The organism is Aeromonas molluscorum (assembly GCF_051376105.1).
GTDB lineage: Bacteria > Pseudomonadota > Gammaproteobacteria > Enterobacterales > Aeromonadaceae > Aeromonas > Aeromonas molluscorum.
The window spans coordinates 1,328,028-1,350,344 of the sequence record NZ_JBPQCY010000001.1 but is presented as its reverse complement, the minus strand read 5'-3'; the positions used below and the strand labels follow the sequence as shown (position 1 = coordinate 1,350,344).

Annotated in this window: 18 protein-coding genes and 1 pseudogene; 3 read left to right on the top strand and 16 right to left on the bottom strand. The window is 61.8% G+C overall.

Translation table 11 applies throughout. The features are described 5' to 3' along the window. Nucleotides 1-534 precede the first annotated feature (534 nt). Nucleotides 535-1,551: a zinc-binding alcohol dehydrogenase family protein gene (locus ACSMDR_RS06435; RefSeq protein ID WP_436467665.1), complete on the bottom strand. Its 1,017-nt coding sequence runs from the start codon at nt 1,549-1,551 to the stop codon at nt 535-537. Nucleotides 1,552-1,647: 96 nt separating this feature from the next. On the opposite strand from ACSMDR_RS06435, the gene ACSMDR_RS06430 reads away from it, so the two are divergent. Continuing rightward, nucleotides 1,648-2,523: a LysR family transcriptional regulator gene (locus ACSMDR_RS06430; RefSeq protein ID WP_436467664.1), complete on the top strand. Its 876-nt coding sequence runs from the start codon at nt 1,648-1,650 to the stop codon at nt 2,521-2,523. 50 nt (nt 2,524-2,573) lie between these two features. Here the strand turns inward: ACSMDR_RS06430 and ACSMDR_RS06425 are convergent, their stop codons facing one another. From ACSMDR_RS06425 to torC, 11 genes are all read right to left on the bottom strand, one after another. Further along, nucleotides 2,574-3,989, bottom strand: a complete 1,416-nt coding sequence (locus ACSMDR_RS06425) for a PTS transporter subunit EIIC (RefSeq protein ID WP_436468209.1) — start codon at nt 3,987-3,989, stop codon at nt 2,574-2,576. An 86-nt stretch (nt 3,990-4,075) separates the two neighbouring features. Further along, nucleotides 4,076-5,539: a sodium/pantothenate symporter gene (panF, locus tag ACSMDR_RS06420; RefSeq protein ID WP_436467663.1), complete on the bottom strand. Its 1,464-nt coding sequence runs from the start codon at nt 5,537-5,539 to the stop codon at nt 4,076-4,078. A gap of 116 nt (nt 5,540-5,655) precedes the next feature. After that, nucleotides 5,656-5,919: a YhdT family protein gene (locus tag ACSMDR_RS06415; RefSeq protein ID WP_005900340.1), complete on the bottom strand. Its 264-nt coding sequence runs from the start codon at nt 5,917-5,919 to the stop codon at nt 5,656-5,658. Between the two features lie 161 nt (nt 5,920-6,080). Then, entirely contained in the window at nt 6,081-7,421 is a 1,341-nt protein-coding gene (gene accC, locus ACSMDR_RS06410; protein ID WP_005900342.1) for an acetyl-CoA carboxylase biotin carboxylase subunit, read from the bottom strand. 14 nt (nt 7,422-7,435) lie between these two features. Next, nucleotides 7,436-7,888: an acetyl-CoA carboxylase biotin carboxyl carrier protein gene (gene accB, locus ACSMDR_RS06405; RefSeq protein ID WP_005900344.1), complete on the bottom strand. Its 453-nt coding sequence runs from the start codon at nt 7,886-7,888 to the stop codon at nt 7,436-7,438. Nucleotides 7,889-7,914: 26 nt separating this feature from the next. Then, a complete protein-coding gene (gene aroQ, locus ACSMDR_RS06400) occupies nt 7,915-8,373 on the bottom strand; it encodes a type II 3-dehydroquinate dehydratase (protein WP_005900347.1) in 459 nt (152 codons plus the stop codon). 287 nt (nt 8,374-8,660) lie between these two features. After that, on the bottom strand, nt 8,661-10,607 hold the full coding sequence (gene acs, locus ACSMDR_RS06395; protein ID WP_436467662.1) for an acetate--CoA ligase: 1,947 nt from the start codon (nt 10,605-10,607) through the stop codon (nt 8,661-8,663). Nucleotides 10,608-10,847: 240 nt separating this feature from the next. Beyond that, entirely contained in the window at nt 10,848-11,216 is a 369-nt protein-coding gene (locus tag ACSMDR_RS06390; RefSeq protein WP_005906752.1) for a hypothetical protein, read from the bottom strand. A gap of 3 nt (nt 11,217-11,219) precedes the next feature. Further along, nucleotides 11,220-11,882, bottom strand: coding sequence for a molecular chaperone TorD (gene torD / locus ACSMDR_RS06385; RefSeq protein WP_436467661.1), 663 nt, complete (start codon nt 11,880-11,882; stop codon nt 11,220-11,222). A 94-nt stretch (nt 11,883-11,976) separates the two neighbouring features. Continuing rightward, on the bottom strand, nt 11,977-14,487 hold the full coding sequence (torA, locus tag ACSMDR_RS06380) for a trimethylamine-N-oxide reductase TorA (protein ID WP_436467660.1): 2,511 nt from the start codon (nt 14,485-14,487) through the stop codon (nt 11,977-11,979). 27 nt (nt 14,488-14,514) lie between these two features. Continuing rightward, nucleotides 14,515-15,678, bottom strand: a complete 1,164-nt coding sequence (gene torC, locus ACSMDR_RS06375; RefSeq protein ID WP_436467659.1) for a pentaheme c-type cytochrome TorC — start codon at nt 15,676-15,678, stop codon at nt 14,515-14,517. A 146-nt stretch (nt 15,679-15,824) separates the two neighbouring features. On the opposite strand from torC, the gene torR reads away from it, so the two are divergent. Then, nucleotides 15,825-16,538, top strand: a complete 714-nt coding sequence (gene torR / locus ACSMDR_RS06370; RefSeq protein WP_436467658.1) for a two-component system response regulator TorR — start codon at nt 15,825-15,827, stop codon at nt 16,536-16,538. Nucleotides 16,539-16,556: 18 nt separating this feature from the next. Here torR and ACSMDR_RS06365 read toward each other — a convergent pair. From ACSMDR_RS06365 to torT, 4 genes and pseudogenes are all read right to left on the bottom strand, one after another. After that, a pseudogene (locus tag ACSMDR_RS06365) lies at nt 16,557-16,953 on the bottom strand (GFA family protein). 163 nt (nt 16,954-17,116) lie between these two features. Beyond that, a complete protein-coding gene (locus tag ACSMDR_RS06360) occupies nt 17,117-17,398 on the bottom strand; it encodes a hypothetical protein (protein WP_436467657.1) in 282 nt (93 codons plus the stop codon). An 18-nt stretch (nt 17,399-17,416) separates the two neighbouring features. Next, entirely contained in the window at nt 17,417-17,947 is a 531-nt protein-coding gene (locus tag ACSMDR_RS06355) for a GNAT family N-acetyltransferase (RefSeq protein WP_436467656.1), read from the bottom strand. Nucleotides 17,948-18,209: 262 nt separating this feature from the next. Then, on the bottom strand, nt 18,210-19,301 hold the full coding sequence (gene torT / locus ACSMDR_RS06350) for a TMAO reductase system periplasmic protein TorT (protein WP_436467655.1): 1,092 nt from the start codon (nt 19,299-19,301) through the stop codon (nt 18,210-18,212). A 71-nt stretch (nt 19,302-19,372) separates the two neighbouring features. On the opposite strand from torT, the gene torS reads away from it, so the two are divergent. Next, on the top strand, nt 19,373-22,282 hold the full coding sequence (gene torS / locus ACSMDR_RS06345) for a TMAO reductase system sensor histidine kinase/response regulator TorS (protein WP_436467654.1): 2,910 nt from the start codon (nt 19,373-19,375) through the stop codon (nt 22,280-22,282). Nucleotides 22,283-22,317: the final 35 nt, after the last annotated feature.

The window sequence follows — 22,317 nt, the reverse complement described above, 5'->3', positions numbered from 1 at the left end:
CCAGCAAGCCAAAGGTTCAGGCGTGTCGGGCAGCCAGTGATTAGCGAAAAGGAGGAGGCTATCAGCAAGGTTGGCACGGTTAATGTATTCATCCTTACTGCTTTGCTCTAGGAAAGTTCCGTCATCTTTTACGCCACCTTAGTGTGGCGTTTTTTTTGGGGTGAAACTGAGGTCAGGCAGACGCTGCAAGGGGATTTTTCCTAGGCTGACCAAATAAAAACGACCCTAAGTGGGTCGTTTTTATTAAGTTGGCACGGGAGCTGCAATAACTAAATTATCCTGCAAAGGATGTGTGTGTGATTGTTACCCCCAACGTTCAGGTATTTAGGGTCATCCCGGTCGGGATGGCCCCTTTTTTTGCCCGCTACACCAGATGTCGGCCCTGTTGGGTTGTGAAGAGCGCTAGTTGGCCGTTCAGGGAAGCGTTATATGGTTTTGTGGACATCTGGGGTACCTCTGCCTGTGCGCTTTTGGTGCCTGTCTCTGGTGAAGTTACCCCATGATGGTGCGATTGCTACTCACTTAGGGGAGTATTCAGGAAGCGAACGCGGCCATGTCGATCACCAGCTTGCCGATCATTCGTCCCGCTTCCACCTCTGTGTGGGCCTGCGCCAGCGTGGCTGGGGTCAATGCAGTCAGGGTCTGGCCCAGAGTAGTGCGCAAGGTTCCCTGGTCAACCAGCTGACTGACTTCGCTCAGCAGTTTGTGTTGCTCAATCATGTCCGGGGTCTGGAACAGGGAGCGGGTGAACATGAACTCCTGGCTGAAGGTGACACTCTTGGCCTTGAGCAGGGAGAGATCCCAGGGCTCATTGGATTCGGCAATGGTGCAGATGTGACCAAAGGGACGAATGAGGCTCGCCATGGCGCTCCAGTGCTGTTCGGTGGCATTGGTGCAGAAGATGGCATCGAGCTGGCTGATCCCCAGATCCGCAAGATCTCCCTGCAGGTTGTGATGGCTCACTACCTGATGGGCCCCCATTGCCAGGCACCAGTCGCGGGTTTCTGGCCGGGAGGCGGTGGCGATCACTTCCATCCCGGTGAGCTGACGGGCCAGCTGGATGGCGATGGAGCCGACGCCGCCCGCCCCGCCGATGATGAGCAAGCGTCCTTGACTCTCTCGGGTGAGGCCGATGCGCTCGAACAGGGCCTCCCAGGCTGTGATGGCGGTGAGCGGCAGGGCGGCGGCTTCGACATCGGTCAGGCTGGTGGGGGCCAGGGCGACGATGCGCTCATCAACCAACTGCAGTTCGCTGTTGCTGCCGGGGCGACTGATGTCGCCCGCATACCAGACCCTGTCGCCCGCCTTGAACAGAGTAACTTCACTGCCGACGGCGACCACTTCACCTACCGCATCCCAGCCCAGCACCCGCGGCGTGGTTTCAACTTTCGCTTTGGGGGCGCGTACCTTGGTATCGACCGGGTTGATGGAGGTGGCGTTGACCTTCACCAGCAGATCCCGGGGAGCCGGGGTCGGGGTGGGCAGGCTGGCTTCGATGAAGCAGTGGGGATGATCACTTGGCAGGTACTGGGTGAGGGCGATGGCTTTCATGGCAATTCCTTGTCTGGCGGATTGGGATTGCTTCGTAGTCTAGTCTGGTTGATTATTCTTATTAAGATGGGTAATCGGTAAAGACTGTTTGAATATATGAACAATCCAGAACTGGAGTTGATGGGCATCTTCGCCACTGTGGTCGAGCAGGGCAGCTTCACGGCAGCCGCCGAGTTGCTCGGTATGCCCAAGTCCTCGGTGAGCCAGAAAATATCGCGGCTCGAATCCTTGCTCGGCATGCGATTGCTGCAACGCACTACCCGCCGTCTCAGCCTGACCCCCCAGGGCGAGATCTATGTGGAGCACTGTCAGGCGCTGCTCAATTTGGCGCGCGGCGCAAACCGTGCCATGGCGCGGCTGCGTGAAGCGCCGGCAGGCAAGCTGAGGATCACGGCGCCCGAGGCAACCGGTACCCTGTTGCTTGGCAAGATACTGGCCGAGTTTCGCATCCTCTATCCCGAGGTGGTGATAGAGCTGACCCTGAGCGATGAGCAACTTGATCTGGTGGGAAAAGGTTACGATCTGGCGCTGCGGGCCGCCCCCTTGAAAGATTCCAGCCTGATCTGCAGGCAGATTGGTCAGGTGGCGCGCCATTTGGTGGCGGCTCCCGGTTATCTCGCGCGGGCGGGGCGGCCGAATACCGTGGCCGATCTGAGCGGGCACGCCTGCCTGGTGCACAGTGCTCTGCCACTGTGGCCACTGCAGCAAGGGGGATGGCGGCCAAAGGGGGCCTGTCTTTCCAACAGCCTGTTGGCCCTGCGAGAGCTGGCCATTCATGAAGGGGGCGTCGCCCTGCTGCCTGCTCATGTTTGTCGGGATGATCTGCTCAGTGGCAAACTGGTCAGCCTGTTGCCAGCGCATCCCATACCGAGCAATCCTTTCTATCTTATCTACCCAAGTCGGGAGCATTTGGCGCCCGCCTTGCGATCCTTGATGGATTTTGTCGCCGAGCGGCTGGCGTTTGCTCCCTAGCAAGTGAGCACCGGCTTTGAGGGGGTTGGCAGGGGGGAGGGATCCCCTCCTTACCAACCGACCTGGCTGCTCGACGCCTGATTGGGCTTGAGGCCGAGGGGGACCGACTGGCGTTCGGCCAGCATGCGGATCTGCCCCTCGATGAGCCCCGCATTGGGGCCCAGCACCAACACAAGCTGATGTTCGTTGAGTTCTATCCAGGAGAGACAACCCAGGTTGAGCAGCTGCGACTGATCCACCAACGCCATGTTGCGTACCCGGATGCTGAGCCGGGTCAGGCAGACACTAATGGCTTGCAGATTGTCCATGCCACCGAGCAGCTTGAGATACTGGATGGCCAGCATCTGGGGGTCGGCAGGGGGAATGTTGGCCATCTCCTGACGGATCAGATGCTGGTTGGAGAGGCTGAGAGGGGAGCGCCCCAGCATGTGATAGAACAGCAAGGCGTAGGCCACGAAAAACAGGATCCCAAGGGGAATGATCCAGAAGGCATGCAGACCGCTGCCGTAGCTCAGACTAAGATCCAGCAACCCGGCGGAGAAGTAACTGCCGAGCTGGATCTCGAGGGCACTGCAGATGGCAAACGACAGGCCGGTGAGCAGGGCGTGGGCCAGAAACAGCCAGGGCGCCGTGAAGGCAAACAGGAATTCAATGGGCTCAGTGATGCCGATGCAGGCGGACGTGAGCGCCAGGGTCAGCAGCAGGGCGCCGTGGGGCAACTGTTGGAGACGATGGCGGTGCAGCCAGATGGCGAAACAGGCACCGGGCAAGCCGAACATGATAATGGGATAGAGGCCGGCGCCATAGCCCTGATGCAGCGGCTGCGCAGCCGCCAGCGCCAGCTGATTGCTGGCACCCAGGGTCATCAGGTTGCCCAGCAACTGGTGCAACCCGAGGGGCAACAACAGCCGATTGAGCACCCCGTAACTGAAGGCGCCAAAGGGGGTCCCCAGATCCGTGGCTATCTGGCTGATGCCTTGCTCCAGCATGGGCCAGATCAGCGACAGTGGCACAGCCAGCAGCAGGCAGACGAGGGCACTGAGCAAGGGCCCTTGCCAGGGGCCGGGCAGATAGAGGCGTATCGGCTTGGGAAGTGAGGGCGACCAGGGACCGACCAGGGCCGTGATGATCCCCGCCAGCATGCCACAGACAAGATCGGCATGCAGGCCGGGAGCCAGTACCGAGAGCGCCGAGCTCAGCAGCAGGAAGTTGACTGCCCCACAGAGAGCCAGGCCACCTCGCGCCTTGTGACCAATTCCAAAGGCGATGGCAACCGCATAGATGAGGGGCATCTGACCGAAGATGGCCTTTCCGCTCAACACCAGCACGGGCAGATTGAGGGCATCTGGCTGGCCGAGTCGATGGAGCAGGGCGGCCAATGGCAAGATGGAAACGGGCAACAGCAAGGCATAGCCCAGCCGCTGCATGGCCTGGATCAGTGTCTGTCGGCGAGAAGGTGCAGTCATTGAATAGAGATAAAGTGTGACATGGAGCACACTTTATCCTTTGCTCCCCTTAAGGGATAGTCTTCGAGCTATTAATCACCAATAAGTTAGCCCCGATCAAAGAGTTGCCGTACTGCCAACCCCGGTGGAGGCGTCAGCAGGCTTACCAGCACGAAGACGCACAGACCCAGGCCCAGGCTGGGCACTATGGCATGCAGACCCGCGAGTTTGATGCCCCACTGGCTCAATGCGCCATAGCAGAGAATACCGCTCATCATGCAGGCCAGTGCCCCCTGGCCATTGGCTCGGGGCCAATAAAGGCCTAGTACCAACGGCCAGAGGAACACGGCCTGCAAGCCGCCAAAGGCGAGCAGGTTGAGCCAGATGATCATCTCGGGAGGCTGCAGCGCCGCCAGCAGTACCAGGCTTCCCAAGATGAGGGTGGTGATGAGCGACAGGCGGGGAATACGCACTTCCAGCTTCTGTTGGGACTGTTTGGGGCTTAGATAGTTGAGCCACAGATCCTTGACCAGGGTTGCCGAGGCCTGGATCAGCTGGGAGTCGATGGTCGACATGATGGCGGCCATGGGGGCGGCGAGGAAGATACCAGCCAGCCAGGGGGGCAAGACCTCCATCATCAGGGCTGGCATGATCTTGTCGGGGCTATCCATGGCGGGCAGCAGGGCACGGCCCAGGGCGCCAGCCAGGTGCATGCCGAACATCAGCAAGGCACTGACGATGGTGCCGATGAGGATGCCGCGATGCAGCGCCTTGCTGTCTTTGTAGCCGAAGCAGCGTAGCGCCGAGTGGGGCAGGCCAACTACGCCGACGCAGACCAGGATCCAGAAACTCAACATGAAGGGCTGGGTCAGCATGTCACCTGCCCCTTGCGGGCTGACCAGTTTGGGGTCTATCACCTCGAGCTGGTGGATGAGATTGGGCAGACCGTCACCGGCTATCAGCACCCCGGCCAGCAGGGCACCTGTCCCTATCAGCATGATGATCCCCTGCAGGGCATCCGTCATCACCACGGCGCGAAAGCCGCCAATCACCGTATAGAGCAGCACACAGCTGGCAAAGAGAAAGAGCCCCTGCTGGTAACTGAGCCCTGTGGCGGTTTCCAGCAAGCGGGCGCCGCCGATGAACTGCACCACCATGGTGGCGATGAAGGCCAGGATGATGGTGACCGAGCCCAGCACCACCACGGCCCGGCTTTGATAGCGTGCCCAGAGCATGTCGTTGATGGTCACCGCATTGACCCGGCGGGCGATGATGGCGAACTTCTTGCCAAGCACCCCCAGAGTGAGCCAGACGGTGGGCAACTGGATCATCGCCAGCAAGACCCATCCCAGCCCAATCTTGTAGGCGGCCCCCGGGCCGCCAATGAAAGAAGAAGCCGAGGTATAAGTCGCCACCAGGGTCATGGCCAGCACCAGGCCACCCATGCTGCGACTGCCGATGAAGTACTCCTGCATGAAGTCCCCCCCCTGGCGACGGCGACTGGCCCAGTAGCCGATACCGAGTACCAGCAACAGATAGATCAGCAGAGGCAACAACAGTTCAAGATTCATGACGGAGCTCCTGCGGGCTGGGCAACTCGGGGCTGAGGGGGGTCTCGATAGACGGCCGGTTTATCATAACGGCGCCTAGTCCCATCAACAGCTGCGGCGCAGGCATCGGTAGCTGATCAAGCTTCATGGCGGGGCTCCTGCGGGCTTGGCAACTCGGGATCGAGGGGGATCTCGATAAACAGCAGGTTCACCATGAAGGCACAGAGCACCATGAATAGCAGCGGCATCAGCATACAACTGAGCAGGAACCAGAGGGGGATGCCCCAATATTGGAGCGTTTCGGGAATGAAGTAGGCGCAACCATACCAGGCAACGAAATAGAGCAGGGTCAGCAACAGGCAGAGGATGGCTTCCCGGCGGGCGAGGTTGAAACGAGACATGTTGAATGCAGCCTCAAGAGAATGAAAGGCGCAAGGATAACAAAAAAGGGCCATGTCGCCATGGCCCTTTTATTCGGGTCTCTTACAGACTCAACGTCTGGTGCAGATGATGGTTGTTACACGCCATCTTGCCCAGCGGCACTGTCTGCAATGAGCGGTTCTTACAGACCCAACTTCTTGTGCAGATAGTGGATGTTAGTGCCACCGTGCTGGAAGTTTTCGTCCTTCATGATCTCTTTTTGCAGCGCCACGTTGGTCTTGATCCCTTCGACGACCAGTTCGTCCAGGGAGTGACGCATACGCGCGATGGCGATGTCACGGTTCTCGCCGTAACAGATCAGCTTGCCGATCATGGAGTCGTAGTAAGGCGGCACCTTGTAACCGGCGTAGATGTGGGAGTCCCAACGTACGCCCATGCCACCCGGCGCGTGGAAGCGCTGGATAAGGCCCGGAGATGGCATGAAGGTGGCCGGATCTTCGGCATTGATCCGGCACTCGATGGCATGGCCACGGATGCGGATATCCTGCTGGGTGATGGACAAGGGCTGGCCGGCGGCGATGCGCAGCTGTTCCTTGATCAGATCCACACCGGTGACCATCTCGGTAACCGGATGCTCAACCTGGATACGAGTGTTCATCTCGATGAAGTAGAACTCGCCGTTCTCGTACAGGAACTCGAAGGTACCGGCACCGCGGTAGCCGATCTCGAGGCACGCACGCACGCAGCGTTCACCGATGAACTTGCGCATCTCTTCGGTGATGCCAGGTGCCGGTGCCTCTTCGACCACCTTCTGGTGGCGGCGCTGCATGGAGCAGTCCCGCTCGCCCAGATAGATGGCGCTGCCCTGGCCGTCAGCCAATATCTGAATTTCGATATGGCGCGGGTTCTCCAGGTACTTCTCCATGTAGACCATGTCGTTCTTGAAGAACTGGCCTGCTTCGGACTTGGTCAGGGCGATGGCGGCAGCCAGCTCGGCTTCGCTGCGCACCACGCGCATGCCGCGACCACCACCGCCACCGGCGGCCTTGATGATCACCGGATAGCCGATGCGCTTGGCGACACTGGCGTTGTGCTTGGTATCGCTGTCTACCGGACCGTCGGAGCCGGGGACGCAGGGCACACCGGCCTTCTTCATGGCTTCGATGGCGGAAACCTTGTCACCCATGAGGCGAATGGTTTCGGCGCGGGGGCCGATGAAGATGAAGCCGGATTGCTCGACCACTTCGGCGAAGTCGGCGTTCTCGGAGAGGAAACCGTAGCCAGGATGGATGGCGACGGCACCCGTCACCTCGGCGGCGGCGATGATGGCCGGCACATTGAGGTAGGACTCACCGCTGGCAGGCTTGCCGATGCAGATGGATTCGTCGGCCAGCAGCACATGTTTGAGCTCCCGATCGGCGGTGGAGTGAACGGCCACTGTCTTGATCCCGAGCTCTTTACAGGCGCGCAGGATCCGCAGGGCAATTTCACCGCGGTTGGCGATGACTACTTTGTCCAACATGGGTGAATATCCCCTTATTCGATGATGAATAGCGGCTCGTCGAATTCGACGGCCTGGCCATTCTCGACCAGAACGGCCTTGATCACGCCAGCCTTGTCAGATTCAATCTGGTTCATCATTTTCATGGCTTCGACGATGCACAGGGTGTCGCCGACATTGACTTGCTGACCGACTTCCACGAAAGGTTTGGCTTCTGGGCTGGAGGAGCGATAGAAGGAGCCGACCATGGGGGAGCGCATCAGATGACCACTCGGGGCGGCAGCCTCGGCGGTGGCGGCAGCAGGGGCTGTGGCGGCTGCAGCAACAGGTGCCATGGCAGGCTGCATCATCATCTGCGGTGCGACGTTAACCTGGCCGGAGAAATTACGGCTGATGCGAACAGACTCTTCCCCTTCGGAGATTTCCAGCTCGGCGATGCCGGACTCTTCAACCAGTTCAATCAGCTTTTTGATTTTGCGGATATCCATTAGCATTCTCTTTCTTCTTTGTCTGATCAGTGATTATCAAGCCGTGCCAAGTGACGCACAGCCGCGGTTAAAGCAAAGGTATAACCATCCGGCCCGAGTCCACAGATGACCCCTTTCGCGACATCAGACAGATAAGAGTGATGGCGAAAAGGCTCTCTGGCATGGACGTTGGAGAGGTGCACCTCGATAAAGGGGATAGCAACCCCCAGCAGGGCATCTCGCAGCGCGACACTGGTATGGGTGAAGGCGGCAGGATTGATGATGATAAAATCCACCTGGCCCATGGCCTGATGGATGCGCTCCAGCAACAGATGTTCGGCGTTGGATTGCAGGTGGTCAAGTGTGACACCGAGTTGGCTGGCCTGGCGCTGCAGATCGGCGACGATCTCGTCGAGGGTCTGGCTGCCGTAGATACCGGGTTCCCGTTTGCCCAGCAGGTTCAAGTTAGGACCGTTGAGCAGAAGAATGCGGTGATGTTGCGACATAATGAGTACATCCTCGATGATAATGCTGTTAACTATCAGCTATCTTGCGGATGACCAGAAATCTAGCCATTTTTTGCGCAATTCGGTGTGCACTGACACACAGTTTTCGCAATTATATTGATTTCGTGAAAATTAGCAGCATTTTACTGGTCTAATCTCTACATATGGCTATTTATTGAGCATTCTGATGCGCGGAGCCGCTCTGCCGCAGTGCCCGCCTCTTCAGGCTTTCCAGACACGATAAAGCCGGCACAAGGCCGGCTTTATCGATCAGCAAGCGAAGGGGATCATGCCGCCTCTGACTTCTCGCGGATGAGCTTGTCGACGACCCCCGGATCCGCCAGGGTGGAGATATCCCCCAGGCTGTCGGTCTCGCCGGTGGCTATCTTGCGCAATATCCGGCGCATGATCTTGCCGGAGCGGGTCTTGGGCAGCCCCTCGGCCCAGTGGATCACGTCCGGGGTGGCGATGGCGCCAATCTCCTTGCGCACCCACTCCTTCACCTCTTTATGCAGCTCGCGGCTCGGCTCCTCCCCGGCGATCAGGGTGACATAGGCATAGATGCCCTGACCCTTGATCTCGTGGGGCACGCCCACCACCGCCGCTTCGGCAATCTTGGGGTGGGCGACCAGGGCCGACTCTATCTCGGCGGTGCCCATGCGGTGGCCGGAGACGTTCAGTACATCATCGACCCGCCCGGTGATCCAGTAGTAGCCATCCTCGTCGCGACGGGCGCCGTCGCCAGTGAAGTAACGACCGGGGAAGGTGGAGAAGTAGGTCTGCTCGAAGCGCTCGTGATCGCCGAACACGGTACGCATCTGGCCCGGCCAGGAGTCGGTGATCACCAGATTGCCTTCGGTGGCGCCTTCGAGCACCTCGCCCAGGTTGTCGACCAGCGCCGGCTGCACCCCGAAGAAGGGGCGAGTGGCCGAGCCAGGTTTGAGATCGGTGACGCCGGGCAGCGGGCTTATCAGTATGCCGCCGGTCTCGGTCTGCCACCAGGTATCGACGATGGGGCAACGCTCGTCACCTATGGTGCGGTAATACCACTCCCAGGCTTCCGGGTTGATGGGTTCACCCACGGAGCCCATGATGCGCAGGCTCGAACGGGAGGTGCCTTCGATGGCCTCTTTGCCTTTGGCCATCAGGGCACGGATCGCGGTCGGCGCAGTATAGAGGATGCTGACGTTGTGTTTGTCGACTACCTGGCTCATGCGATTGGTGGCTGGATAGTTGGGCACCCCTTCGAACATGATGGTAGTGGCACCGTTGGCCAGGGGCCCGTAGACCAGATAGGAGTGACCCGTGACCCAGCCCACATCGGCGGTACACCAGTAGATGTCCTCTTCATGGTAATCGAATACGTATTTGAAGGTGAGCGCGGCATAGACCAGATAGCCGCCCGTGGTGTGCAGTACGCCCTTGGGTTTGCCGGTCGAGCCCGAGGTATAGAGCACGAACAGAGGATCTTCGGCATTCATGGCCTCGGGCGGACAGTCGCTGTTCGCCGTGGCCATGGCATCGTGCCACCAGATATCCCGCGCGCCGTGCCAGGCAACCTGACCGCCAGTTCGTTTGAGTACAATGACCTTCTCGATACGGGTCTCGGGGTTGGCAAGGGCGTCGTCGACGTTCTTCTTGAGGGGCACGGCACGGCCGCCGCGCAGTCCCTCATCGGCGGTAATGACGATGGAGGAGCCGGAGTCTATGATGCGACCGGCCAGGGCCTCGGGCGAGAAGCCGCCAAAGACGATGGAGTGAACTGCGCCGATACGGGTACAGGCCAGCATGGCCACGGCCGCTTCCGGCACCATGGGCATGTAGAGACAGACCACATCGCCGCGTTTGACCCCTTGGGCTTTGAGCACGTTGGCAAACTTGCACACTTCACCATGCAGCTCGCGATAGGTCAGCTTGCGATCCTCGGCCGGATTGTCCCCTTCCCAGATGATGGCGACTTTGTCGCCACGCTGGGCCAGGTGCCTGTCCAGGCAGTTGGCGGAGACGTTGAGCTGGCCATCTTCGAACCATTTGATGGAGACGTGACCGGGATCGTAGGAGCTGTTCTTGACCTTGGTGTAGGGCGTCATCCAGTCGAGGATCTTGCCTTGCTCTCCCCAGAAAGCGTCCGGATCCTGCACCGAGGCCTGATACATGGCCTCATAGCCAGCCTTGTCCAGCAAGGCGTCCTGGCTGATGTGGGATTTGACCGGGTAGACCTTGTGCTCGCTCATTGTTCACTCCTTTGAATACATCTTCTTAATGATTACATAACAACTTATACCTTTGCCGGGGGAGGGCAATTAGACTTTTGGATAGCCGTGCGCTAGCGCCCATTTAGTGTTTCAAACGGCGCATTTAACAGGGTTGAGGCTGGGGTGAGGGGCCGGACGCATGTTGGAGAGCGAGCTAGGCACTGCGCCGAAAGTGATTATTACTGGAAAGCTGGTTGGCAGGGGGCAGGCCCGTCCGGGTTAACCTTTCTGGCGGCCAAATGCCTGAATGCCGCGCACCAGCACCAGCAGGCTAAGGATATGGAAAGGCAGCGCCAGCGCCCACAGCAGCCACCAGTTGGGGTCACCCTGATAGCAGTTGATGAAGGCGACCCAGGCGACCAGCAGGGTCAGCATGCCCGCCAGCTGAAAACGGCGTCTGAGCACCACCTCCACCCCCAGATTGGCGAGATACAGGGTCAAGAGCACACCGCCAAACCCGGTGAGCTGGGCGCTGCCATAGAGATCACGGTTGTTGTCAAACAGCAGTGTGATGAGGGGGGTCAGGCCCTGTTCGCTCGGGATCAGGGCGAGTAGCCAGCAGACGATGAGCAACAGGGCCGTTTTCATGACTCAGGACTCCTGGCCTTGAACCAGGCCGAGGTAATTGGCATCCATGACGAGGAAGACCCCGAGCAGGCGGGCACAGGCGCCATAGAAGCCGAATTTGTCCTTGGCGCGGCACCCTTGTTCGAAGCGGTTGAACCAGCCGAGCAGGTGCTCGTGCAGCAGCTCATCCTGTTCGGCGAGCCAGCGGCTGCGCTCATCGGCCTTGTCTGCCTCGGCGGCACGAATGATGAGGTTGCCCATCAGATCCAGCTCGATGGCCAGGTGATCTTCCGGCTCCTTGTACTTGTCGCTGACGTTGATGCCAAGGCGGGTGAGGCGCGCCTGCATCAGCGTCATCGGCGCTTGCATCAACAAGCGCCCTTCGCCGCGATAGAGGGATTCATAAGGCGGCACCCCTTGCTTGGGGTCGCTGAGGAAGAGGCCGGCGAAGTCGGCGGCCAGTTCCAGCTGGCGGTCGGTGCGCACCAACAGGCGTGCGATGGCCTCATTGAGTTCGGCCACCGCATCGCGCATGGGATCCAGGGTCGAGAGACTCTTCAAGAAGCTGCGCACGTCGTAGCTATCGTATTCTGCGATCTGCTCATCAGACAGTTCGGCGGCAAACAGGGTGGCAAACCACCAGTAGAGTTCGGCCCTGCGTTCACTTGTGGCCAGAAATTCCTGCATTTTTCCTCCGTTGATGACAATCGGGAGCCGTGGTGGCCCCCGATTCTAACGACTTTGGCAATAAAGGAAACCGTGGGGTCCCTTTTGACTCAGGCTAGCCGGGCTGAGTCGCCGTCCGGGCCGGGAACATGGGATCTATCCCCTCGGCCGTTTCGGGAGTACCAAAGGCGGTGATGGCCGGGATGGCGCCATCGAACTTCTCGACGTCCACCAGGGCGGTGTGCGCCGTGGTGGCCTGGGAGAGGCGCGATGCGCCGATGTCGGCGGTGAGCACATTGGGGTCGCCATAGGTACAGAGGGTGCCGACCTTGCCACCTTCCTGAGGGCCGTACCAGGCGCCCTCATGAATGCGCACCACACCAGGGGCATAGTCCTCGCTCACCACCAGTCCCGCCAGGACCTGACCACGGGCATTGAATGCGCGCACCAGATCGCCATCTTTGAGACCGCGCGCCTTGGCATCTGCCGGGCTCATGTAGAGCGGCTCTCGCCCCTGTATCGTGTAACTGGCGCGGTAGCTGTCCGAGGAGCAGAGCTGGCTGTGCAGCCGCTTGTCCGGGTGGCAGGATTGCAGGTGCAGCGGGTAGCGCTGGCTGCCCGGGCCGCCGTGGGAGCGCTCATAGGGTTCGATCCAGACCGGGTGACCGGGGCAATCGGCATAGCCGAAGTCGGCGATGGTCTTGGAGTAGATCTCGATGAGGCCAGAAGGCGTGCCGAGCGGCTCTAGATCCGGCTCCTGGCGGAAGGCGGCGTGGCGCACCCAGGGTTCCCCGGCCGGGAAGCTGACGAAGCCTTCACCGTGCCAGAACTGGCTGAAGCGGGGCAGACGGATGCCGATGCCGCGGCCCTGCAGGCGGGCGTCGTCATAGATGCTCTGGATCCACTCCAGCTTGCTCTTGCCGCCGGTGAACTCGGCCTCGCGACCGAAGCGGCGGCAGAGATCGGCGAAGATGTCGTAGTCATCGCGGGCCTCGAACAGGGGCTCCACTATCTTGTGCATCGCCAGGATGCCGGCATTGGCATGGGAGCCCCACTGCTCTATGTCGTCACGCTCATAGGTGGTGGTGGCGGGCAGCACTATGTCGGCGAAGCGGCAGCTGGCCGTCCACTGGTGATCGATGCTGACCACGGTTTCCAGCTTGCGCCAGGCGGCAATCATCTTGTTGCGATCTTGCTGATGGTGGAAGGGGTTGTTGCCGCAGAACACCGCCATCCTCATCTCCGGGTAGGTGATGGTCTGGCCATTGAAGTCGATGGTCTTGCCCGGGTTGAGGATGCAGTCCACGAAGCGGGCTACCGGGATGAACTTGGAGTAGCCCTTGAAGTCGCCATCGTGCAGCGGCTTGGCGCCGGGAATGACCGAGCTGAAGCCGGACATGACGGGGCCGTTCGAGGTGATGGTGCCGGCGCCGTTGTAGTGCCAGCCGAAACCAAAGCCGCCGCCGGGCAGGCCGATCTGGCCCAGCATGGCGGCCAGCACCACCAGCATCCAGGCGTACTGTTCACCATGGTGCATGCGCTGCACACACCAGCCACCGATGAGCTGGGTACGGCCGCTCGCCATGGTCCGTGCCAGGGCGCGTATGGTGTCGGCATCCAGCCCGCAGAGCGGTGCAGCCCAGTCGGCGTCCTTGGCTTGACCGTCCTGCGCCCCCAGCAAGTAAGGCAAGAACTTGTCATAGCCGGTGGTGTACTCCTTGAGGAACCTGGCGTCGTGCAATCCCTCGCTGTGCAGGGTGTGCGCCAGCGCCAGCATCAAGGGCAGATCCGTCTGGGGGTTGAGGGCAACCTGTTCGCAGCCGAGGAACTTCTGGGTCTTGGATTTGACCGGATCGACGCTGATCACCCGGATCTCGCCCTTGGCGACCTTCTCCCTGAGTTGCTCCCAATAGGCATAGACCCCGTGGTCCGGCACCAGCCAGCCCACCTGCAGGTTCTTGATGGGATCTGAGCCCCATATGACTATGGTCTTGCTGTGCTCCAGCACCAGGGGCCAGGAGGTCTGCTGCTCGTACACCTCCATGGCGCCCGCCACATGGGGCAGGATCACCTGGGCGGCGCCGGTGGAGTAGTCCCCCGCCTTGGCCAGATAAGTACCGTGCAGGTTCATGGCGCGCCCCAGCATGGCCCCGGCGGAGTGGAACTTGCCCACCGACTGCCAGCCGGAGTGGCCGGCATAGAGGGCACTCGGACCATGGCTGTTCTGCACTCGCTCCAGCTCGTGATAGAAGAAGTCCAGGGCCTGGGACCAGGTCACCCGCACGAAGCGGTTCTGGCCACGCTCTCGGGTGTCAGAGAGGTGCCCCTTGCGCAGCCAGTCAAGGCGTACCATGGGATAGCGCACCCGGGAGGGGTTGTAGACCACCTCCCGCAAGCCTTGCAGCATCTCGGTCGGGTGCTTGTCGTGCTCGAAGGGGCGGGTCTCGACCCAGCGCCCCTCGACCACCCGGGCGCGAAATGCGCCCCAGTGGGAGCCTGACAGCACCAGCTTGTCCTGGGCCTCGGCGGCCTGTACCGCGCGCCCCAGCAAGGAGGGGCCAATCAGGGCTGCCGCGCCACCTGCCAGCATGCCCCCCAGAAAACCACGTCGGGAAACTGAGATCATTGTGTGTGTCCTCTCTCTGAGACTGGGTTAGTGCTGGCCCTGACCACCGGTATCGGCGGCGTGGCTCTGCAGGTACTTGAGCAGGGTGCGCTCTTCCTCTTTGCTGAGGCGGTAGTAGGCCGACATCGCCTTGAGCCCCGAGATCCAGCCATTGGCGGTGAAGTGAGCCGGATCCGGCGCCCCGTGGCAGGAGTTGCAGGTGGATTTGTACATCTCGCCGGCATAGTCCCAGATGGGTTTGAGTGAGGATTCGAGCCCCTGGCCATCGACCCAGGCGGTGACCTTGACCTGCTGCCACTGGATATGGGTTGCCGCGTCTGTCTGCTCAGCGAGGATCTGCTCACCGGCCTTGAGCTCATCGCGCACCGTGGCGACGAAGACCCGCTTGCCCATGTACTCGCTCAGTACCCGACCCTTGCCGTCACGTTCGCGCCAGCCTTCGATGTTGACCTTGAGCCGATCGCCACTGCGTTCCAGTACTTCGATACGGGAGGCGGGCAGCAGACGCCCGGCCGGCTCGCTCGCCGCCTGGCTGGCAAACAAGTCCTTCTCGCCCAGGCTGTAGAGCACCTCGGCGGCGGGGGCCTCGGTGGCTTGCGCTTTCAATGTGGCGAAACTGGCCCTGAAGCCGCCGGCCATGTTGGGCAGCTCGTGGGCTATGCCCTTGTGGCACTCGATGCAGTTCATGTTCTTGGCGGCGGCATCCTTCATGGCCAGGGCCGCGGCGGGAGACTGCTTGGCGTGGTCCATGTTGTCGTAGCTGTGACAGGATTTGCAGGTCTTGGAGTTCTGGCTGCTCATGCGGGCCCAGACCCGTTCGGCCAGGTGCAAGCGCCTGTCCTCGAACTTCTCCTGGGTATCTATGCTGTGGCCGATGTACTGCTGGTAGAGATCGTTGGCCGCCTCCATCTTGCGGGCCACCTTGCCGACGAAGTCTTTCGGCTGGTGACAATCGGTGCAGATGGCCTGGACGCCGGAGGCATTCTTGAAATGCACCGACTCCTTGTACTCGGGGTAGACGGTGCTCTCCATGGTGTGACAGGAGACACAAAACTCGAGGCTGCTGGTCTTCTCGAAGCCGTAATGCAGACCCACCGAGCCTGCCAGGGTCACGCCAACCCCGACCAGCACCAGGGCCAGCACCGACCAGCGCCGGCTGGGGGTGCGCAGGAATTGCCACAGTTTTTTCATGAGTGTTTGCTCTTATGACTTTTTTGATGGGGGTCATGATAGGGGGAAGCTGTGAACAGGGTTGGCGGGGGAAATTAATGAAATAGGGGTATTTATGACAAAATATGAATAGAATAATGGCCCTGTTACTGCTGCGGAGACCGCCGATGCGCCCCCATATCCTGGTTGTTGAAGACGATGCCGTGACCCGCGAGAAGCTGGTCGGCTATTTCGAACGTGAGGGCTATCGGGTGAGCGCGGCGGGTGATGGCAAGGAGATGCGCACCCTGCTGGAGCAAGAGAGAGAGAGCGTCTCCCTCATCATGCTCGACATCAACTTGCCCGGGGAGGATGGCCTGCTGCTGACCCGCGAGCTCAGGGCCCAGAGCCGGGTCGGCATCATATTGGTGACGGGGCGCAGCGATGCCGTGGACAGAATCGTGGGCCTCGAGATGGGAGCCGATGACTATGTCACCAAGCCGTTCGAGCTGCGGGAGCTGCTGGTGCGGGTCAAGAACCTGCTGTGGCGCATCTCGCTGGCAGGCAATCAGCCCCAGGATGAGGGGGATGATGCGGTGCGTTTTGGCCCCTGGCGTTTCGACATTCCCCGTCGCCAGCTCAACAAGGATGGGGTGCCCGTGCGTCTGACCAAGGCGGAGTACGAGCTGCTGGTGGCCTTCGTCGCCCATCCGGGGCGGGTGCTGAGCCGGGAGCGGATCCTCTCCCTCATCAGCCATCGCGGCGACGGGCCGAGCGATCGCACCATAGACGTGCTGATCCGTCGCCTGCGGGGCAAGATGGAGCCGGATCCCCGGGATCCCCAGCTGTTCGTCACCGTGCACGGCGAGGGCTATCTGTTCGCCGCCGAGCTGCAACCCTGAGCCTTTAGCTGGTGCCTCTCAGGGGGGCTCGAACTGGGGCCGGGTATCGTTTATCTCGTGCCAGGGTGCCCTGGATCCGACAAAGAGGTGAAAACCGGGGCTCATGCTCGGCGCCTCATCGAGGCAGCCCTGGCGCAGGTTCAGCTTGCCGCTGCTTAGCTTGAGGGGATAGAGGCTGGAGCCGCAGTGATGGTAGAAGGCGAGTTGGGGCCCGGCGGACTTCTGATAGAGGGCCCGCGCCGCATCTCCCTATCACCAGCTCGACCTTGTCGGCATCCAGGCCACCCACGGTGGCGTAGTCGGCCCCCGAAAACTGGTAGTACCCGCCGCAGTGACAATGCCCCATGTAATCGAACGCGTCTGGCAGACGCAGCACTATGGCGCCGCACAGGCAGCTGCCGCTATGTTGTTTCATGGCTCTCTGCTCGCCATCCGACGGTTCTCTCGTGACCGACCTGCTCTATGTACGCCGTTTTTCCTGAGGACGCCTCTCCCTTGGACATCTTTTCAGCCGCGGGGCCCGGTTTTCACGGCACGTTTAATCCCATGTTGCTGCTGGGCAGCTGGCTGAGCCCCCATTATTGGGTCCTGAACAAGACCTGACGGCAGTGAGGGCAGACGTACTGATGGCGAAAGTCGGCAAGATGAACCAGTCCCTGGGGCTGTAGATCCCGATGGTGGCAGTGGTGACAGGTTATCTGGTCATCGACCAAGGCATCGGGGTGCTGGGCCAGATATTGTTCCCGGGTCGGCAGGGCCTGCCAACCGGCTCGGTTGGCCCGTTTGCGGCCGTCACAATAGTAGACCCAATAGAAGATGACAAAGGCCAGCACTATCAGTAAAAACAGGGGGTTGCTCATGGTGAGTTCCTCTTCAGATTAAGTGGCATTGGCATTGGCATTGGCATTGGCATAGAGCGTGGCGGGCATCAGGGGGATCAGATCCTTGACGAGCAATTGGCCTTGCTCGTCGACCGGCCCCTCTTTGCGCCAGCCTTGGCGCAGATAGAAAGGCTCGGCGGCGAGATTCGTCGGCAGGTAACGCAACCCGGCCGAGGTGCTGCCAGCGGCGCGGATCTGTTGCAGCGCCTGTTCCAGCAACCAGCGCCCCAGGCCGCGGCCCCGCCACTGCGGCACCAGATAAAGCAGATAGATGTATCCCCCCAGGCTGCCATCCATGCGTGCCATGGCGGGCGCCAGCTCAAGCTGGCCTATGGGGCTGTCATGGTGCCAGAGGTACAGCAGACCCTGGGGCTGTTCCCGGGCCAGGGTATCGAGCCAGACTCGGGTCTGCTGTTCATCAAAGCCGGTGGTGTTGCCATGACTGATGCACCAGGCATCGCGGCGGCAGGCGAGGGCAAACTCGGGATAGAGGTCAAGATAGGCAGGTTTGAGTCTGATGCTGGTCATCCGTTGTCTCCTAGCAGTGCGCCATCCGGCAACCACAGAAAAGGTTCGTATGAGCATCATACGAGCGGCTTGCCCAGGGAACCATGACGAGGGTCTGGTTTCGATACAAATAAGTAACAATTGAAACCCTGTACAGCTCCCATTCAGTTTCAACCTCTCGCGGGATCCCGTGAGCTGCCTGTTCGGCATCTGGTGCTTTTCAGTACCCGGCGTCGACTCTGTCCTAGGCCCCTGGAGCAGGGACGAGCCCAGGGGAGCGGGTTTAGGGGGCGGTGGGGCTGAGGCTGGGTTCGACCCGATAGACGGGGCGAAAGGCCGGATCCGAGAGGGTGCTGCGACGCGCCGGCAGGGGGCCTGCCAGGGTGAGGATGGCGGGTCCCATATGGCGAGGGCATTGGGCCTCGCTGGCAGCGGGCCGCTGCAACAGACAGACGGCCTGGGCGACGGCCAGGCGGCCCTGCTCGCGCATCTGATCGCTGTTGGCCAGTGCCAGCTTGCCGCGCAGCAGGGCGCGCTCCACCCCGTGACTGAAGTAGATGGCGAGCACGGCCGGGGCGCGGGGTCGCGGGTTGGAATGCGGAGCCGATGGGGGACGCCGTGCCAGCTCGTTGACCGCCACTTCAGCCGCCATGGCGCCCCCCACCAGATAGTCGAGGTTCGGGTGGCGGGTCAGCAGCCGTTGCACCAGACTGCGCTGGATCTCGCGGCTGTTGTCGCCTCGCAGTGTTTCGACCAGCTCGATGGCACTGCCGGCAATGGCGGTGGCAAAGCCGGGCTCGACCAGGTTGTTGCCGCCTCGACCCTCGGGCCCCGGCAAGAGGGCGACCCGCCTCGTCGGCGTACCGGCCGGATGGCGCTCGGCCAGCCAGTGGCCGATGCGCCAGCCCATCTGATACCAGGGCACACCGACCTGGGCGACGACCTGCTCGGGGGGCAGGGCATTGACCAGGCCAAACACCGGCAGCGGACTCTGGCCAATGGCCTCTGCCAGCGCCGGGCCATCTACGGCGCCGAGCAAGATGGCATCGCTCCCCTCCCGGGCACAGTCTGCCAGCTGGCGTGCCTGCTCGTCCTGGGCGGCGTAGCCTCCCGCTTCATGAACCCTGAGCCCGACCCCGAGCCGCCTGGCCTCTTCCACCATGCCCTGATTGACCGAGAGCCAGTAGGCATCGCGCAGGTGCGGGTAGAGGGCGCACAACTCGAAGGGGCGCTCGGCGCGCGCCGGTCCTATCCAGTGCTGCATGGGGGGCATCTGCAACGACTCGGCCGCCTCGGGCCAGGGCTGGATCGCGAAGGCGGCCCGGGCGCAGGTCGAGGATAAGGTGAGCAGCAGGCAGAGGATTAGGCTTCGCATGGTGGCGGCTTTTGTTAAAGTGTGAGGCCATATTATCCCGACAATCGTTGTGACAACCAAGAGGCCCTGTCTTGCGCACTCTCTCCGGTCTTGGCGGCAAGCTGCTGCTCGCCTTCTCCCTGATGGCCCTGCTGACCCTGACCGCCTCCCTGGTGGGCTGGCTTGGCCTTGGCCATCTGGGCGAGTTGGAGCGGCGGCTGCAACATACCCTGCTGACCCTGGACGGTGCCCGTGAACTGGCCCAGGTAAGCGGCGACATACTCGGTTCTTCCCGCCTGCTCACCATGGCGGCCAACGAGGCGGAGCGTACCCATCAGGGCCGCTTGCTGACCCTGCAGGGCCAGCAGTTGCAGCGTCTGCTTGAGCAGCTTGGCGAAGGGCGCGAGCAGGATCCTGCCTGGCAGTCTCTCGATCAGCTGGGGCTCGCCATATTGGGCAACCTGGGACAGCAGGGGCGTCTGGTGGGGGAGCGGCTGGCCCTGCAGGGGCAAGGGGAGGAGCTGCGCGCCGAACTGGTTGCGGTGGCGGGCCGGGTCGCCGAGCTGGCCCGCAGTCAGATGGAGAATGCCCAGACGGTGACGGTGGCCAACATCGGCGGCCTCTACCGCCTGAGGGGGGAGGCCGCCCGCTCGGCGCTTGATACCCTGCTTGAGCAGGATCTCGACTGGCTGGAGCAGATGACGGAGCTGCGCCATCGCACCCTGATGCAACAGCAGCGGCTCGAGGAGTTGTGGCGTGCCGAGAGTCGCCATCGTCTCAATGCCTTGATGGTTGACTATGAACAGGATCTGGCGGTGATCCGGCTCAGGGCCGGGGCCGTGGCCGATCCCGGCCGACGCCTGTTGGCGAGCGAGGCCCTGGGCGAGCTGGCGAAGGGCGCCCGGCTCGCCCAGACCCGCCGTCAATGGCTCGACGTGGGGCAGGCCTTGGCGGCGCTTTCGGCCAGCAATCAGGTGTTGATGGATCGGCTCAATCGCAGTGTGGCCGAGCGGGTCGATGACGCCCGCCACTCCCTCGAACAGAGCCAGCAGCAACTTAGCGAGCGGCTGATCCAGACCAGACATGCACTGGGGGTGATCGGTGCCTTGACCCTGTTGGCTCTCGGGCTGCTGATGTGGCGTTTTGTCTATGGCCGCATCGTCTGGCCCTTGCAGCGAACTACCCAGCGCCTCAGCGCCCTGGCGCAGGGGGATCTTGCCCAGCCCCTCGCCCCTGTCAGCGGGCGGGATGAGCTGGCGCAGCTGGCCCGGGCGCTCTGGGTATTTCGCGATAATGCCATCGAGCTCAGGCGCTATCAGCAAGCACTTGAATCCCGGGTTGCGGAGCGCACCGATCAGCTCAGCCTGGCCAATGTTCGCCTCAACGAGGAGGTGACCAAGCAGGTTCAGGCCAGGGCCGAGGCGGAACAGGCCAATCGCGCCAAATCCGTCTTCCTCGCCACCATGAGCCACGAAATTCGTACTCCCATGAACGGCATACTCGGTGGGCTCAGTCTGCTGGAAGATACCGGACTGGATCCGGGTCAGCGGCGCTATCTGGCCGCCATCGGTCAGAGCGGTGAGTCCCTGCTCGAGATCCTCAACGACATACTCGACTACTCCAAGATAGAGGCAGGTCATTTGGAGGCGAGACGGGCGCCCTTCGATCTGCACGCCCTGGTCGATGATCTGCTGGCGCTGTTTCGGCCAAGGGCCGAGGCCAAGGGGCTGAGCCTCAGCCTGTCCGTGGCCCCCGAGCTGCCCCGCGCCGTCGAGGGGGATGGCGGCAAATTGCGTCAGGTGCTGGCCAACCTGCTCGGCAACGGCATCAAGTTCACCCGCAGCGGTGAGGTGCGGTTGACCCTGGCACCCCTCGGCTGTCCGGGGCCCTGTCTCCAGCCCTGCATCCTGTTTACCGTGAGCGACAGCGGGCCCGGCATACCGGCGGGCGAGCAGGAGTGGGTATTCGAGGCATTTCGCCAGCGGAGTCGGGATGCGGGGCATCAGGGGGGAACTGGCCTGGGGCTGGCCATCAGCCGCCGTCTGGTTGGCGCCATGGGGGGCGAGCTGCTGCTGGCCAGCGAACAGGGTCAGGGTTGCCGCTTCTCGTTCAGTCTGGCGTTGCAGCCCACCGCCTTGCTGCGGCCGCGCCAGCAGGCCAGCATCTGCCTGAATGAGCCGCGGGACATCTTGCTGGTGGAGGATAACGAGATCAACCGGCTGGTGGCTGAGGGGATGCTGCTGCGCCTCGGTCATCGGGTGGTGATGGCCGAAGATGGCCGCGCCGCCCTGGCCGCCATCACGGTACGCCCCTTCGATCTGGCCCTGCTCGACATCAATCTGCCGGACATGGATGGCATCAGCCTGCGGGAGGATCTCGCCGCCATCAGTGAGGAGGAACATGGCCAGCCTCTGCCCGCCATCGCTATCTCGGCCCAGATGTATCCGGAGGACATCCAGCACTGCCTGGCAAGCGGCTTTGCCGGTTTTGTCGGCAAGCCGGTGCGGTTGGCTGAACTCGCCGACAGCATTGCCGGGATCTTTGTCGCGCCGCTGGGGGGGGAGGCCTTGATGCCAGCGCTCCCGGCTCCGGCTGTCGAGATCCATGCCAAGGGGGATCTGGCGCCGTCTTATGCCGCGCATTTCTCCAATACTGAGCCAGATCCCGCCCAGCTCGCCGCAGTGCGGATCATGCTGGATGAGGATCTCCGTCAACTGGGCGCCAAGCGAATCGTCACCATGTTGAGGTTGTTTGAGCAGCAAGGGGAGGCATTGGTGAGCGAGCTGCTGATGACGGCACCTGGCGAGGCGAGGCGTCAACTCGCCCACAAGCTCAGGGGCAGCGCCGCCAGTCTGGGACTGATTGCCTTGGCCGCACTCTGCGAGCAGTTGGAGGCGGGGCTGGGTGAGCCCGGGGCTCTGGCGAGCCAGTGGCCTCAGGCGCTGGTCACTCTGGCGCGCTGGCGCCAAGAGCAGGGGTGGGCAGAGAAGCCGCCAGGGTAATGGACCCTGCGCAAGCAGATAACACAAAGGGGCCC

What these genes read in the sequence shown, in the direction of transcription:
- ACSMDR_RS06415 (WP_005900340.1), bottom strand. Translation starts at nt 5,919, where the DNA reads ATGTCTCGTTTCAACCTCGCCCGCCGGGAAGCCATCCTCTGCCTGTTG.
- torT (WP_436467655.1), bottom strand. Translation starts at nt 19,301, where the DNA reads ATGCGAAGCCTAATCCTCTGCCTGCTGCTCACCTTATCCTCGACCTGC.
- ACSMDR_RS06355 (WP_436467656.1), bottom strand. Translation starts at nt 17,947, where the DNA reads ATGACCAGCATCAGACTCAAACCTGCCTATCTTGACCTCTATCCCGAG.
- accC (WP_005900342.1), bottom strand. Translation starts at nt 7,421, where the DNA reads ATGTTGGACAAAGTAGTCATCGCCAACCGCGGTGAAATTGCCCTGCGG.
- ACSMDR_RS06435 (WP_436467665.1), bottom strand. Translation starts at nt 1,551, where the DNA reads ATGAAAGCCATCGCCCTCACCCAGTACCTGCCAAGTGATCATCCCCAC.
- torD (WP_436467661.1), bottom strand. Translation starts at nt 11,882, where the DNA reads ATGCAGGAATTTCTGGCCACAAGTGAACGCAGGGCCGAACTCTACTGG.
- accB (WP_005900344.1), bottom strand. Translation starts at nt 7,888, where the DNA reads ATGGATATCCGCAAAATCAAAAAGCTGATTGAACTGGTTGAAGAGTCC.
- torR (WP_436467658.1), top strand. Translation starts at nt 15,825, where the DNA reads ATGCGCCCCCATATCCTGGTTGTTGAAGACGATGCCGTGACCCGCGAG.
- ACSMDR_RS06390 (WP_005906752.1), bottom strand. Translation starts at nt 11,216, where the DNA reads ATGAAAACGGCCCTGTTGCTCATCGTCTGCTGGCTACTCGCCCTGATC.
- aroQ (WP_005900347.1), bottom strand. Translation starts at nt 8,373, where the DNA reads ATGTCGCAACATCACCGCATTCTTCTGCTCAACGGTCCTAACTTGAAC.
- torA (WP_436467660.1), bottom strand. Translation starts at nt 14,487, where the DNA reads ATGATCTCAGTTTCCCGACGTGGTTTTCTGGGGGGCATGCTGGCAGGT.
- ACSMDR_RS06360 (WP_436467657.1), bottom strand. Translation starts at nt 17,398, where the DNA reads ATGAGCAACCCCCTGTTTTTACTGATAGTGCTGGCCTTTGTCATCTTC.
- ACSMDR_RS06425 (WP_436468209.1), bottom strand. Translation starts at nt 3,989, where the DNA reads ATGACTGCACCTTCTCGCCGACAGACACTGATCCAGGCCATGCAGCGG.
- panF (WP_436467663.1), bottom strand. Translation starts at nt 5,539, where the DNA reads ATGAATCTTGAACTGTTGTTGCCTCTGCTGATCTATCTGTTGCTGGTA.
- ACSMDR_RS06430 (WP_436467664.1), top strand. Translation starts at nt 1,648, where the DNA reads ATGAACAATCCAGAACTGGAGTTGATGGGCATCTTCGCCACTGTGGTC.
- acs (WP_436467662.1), bottom strand. Translation starts at nt 10,607, where the DNA reads ATGAGCGAGCACAAGGTCTACCCGGTCAAATCCCACATCAGCCAGGAC.
- torC (WP_436467659.1), bottom strand. Translation starts at nt 15,678, where the DNA reads ATGAAAAAACTGTGGCAATTCCTGCGCACCCCCAGCCGGCGCTGGTCG.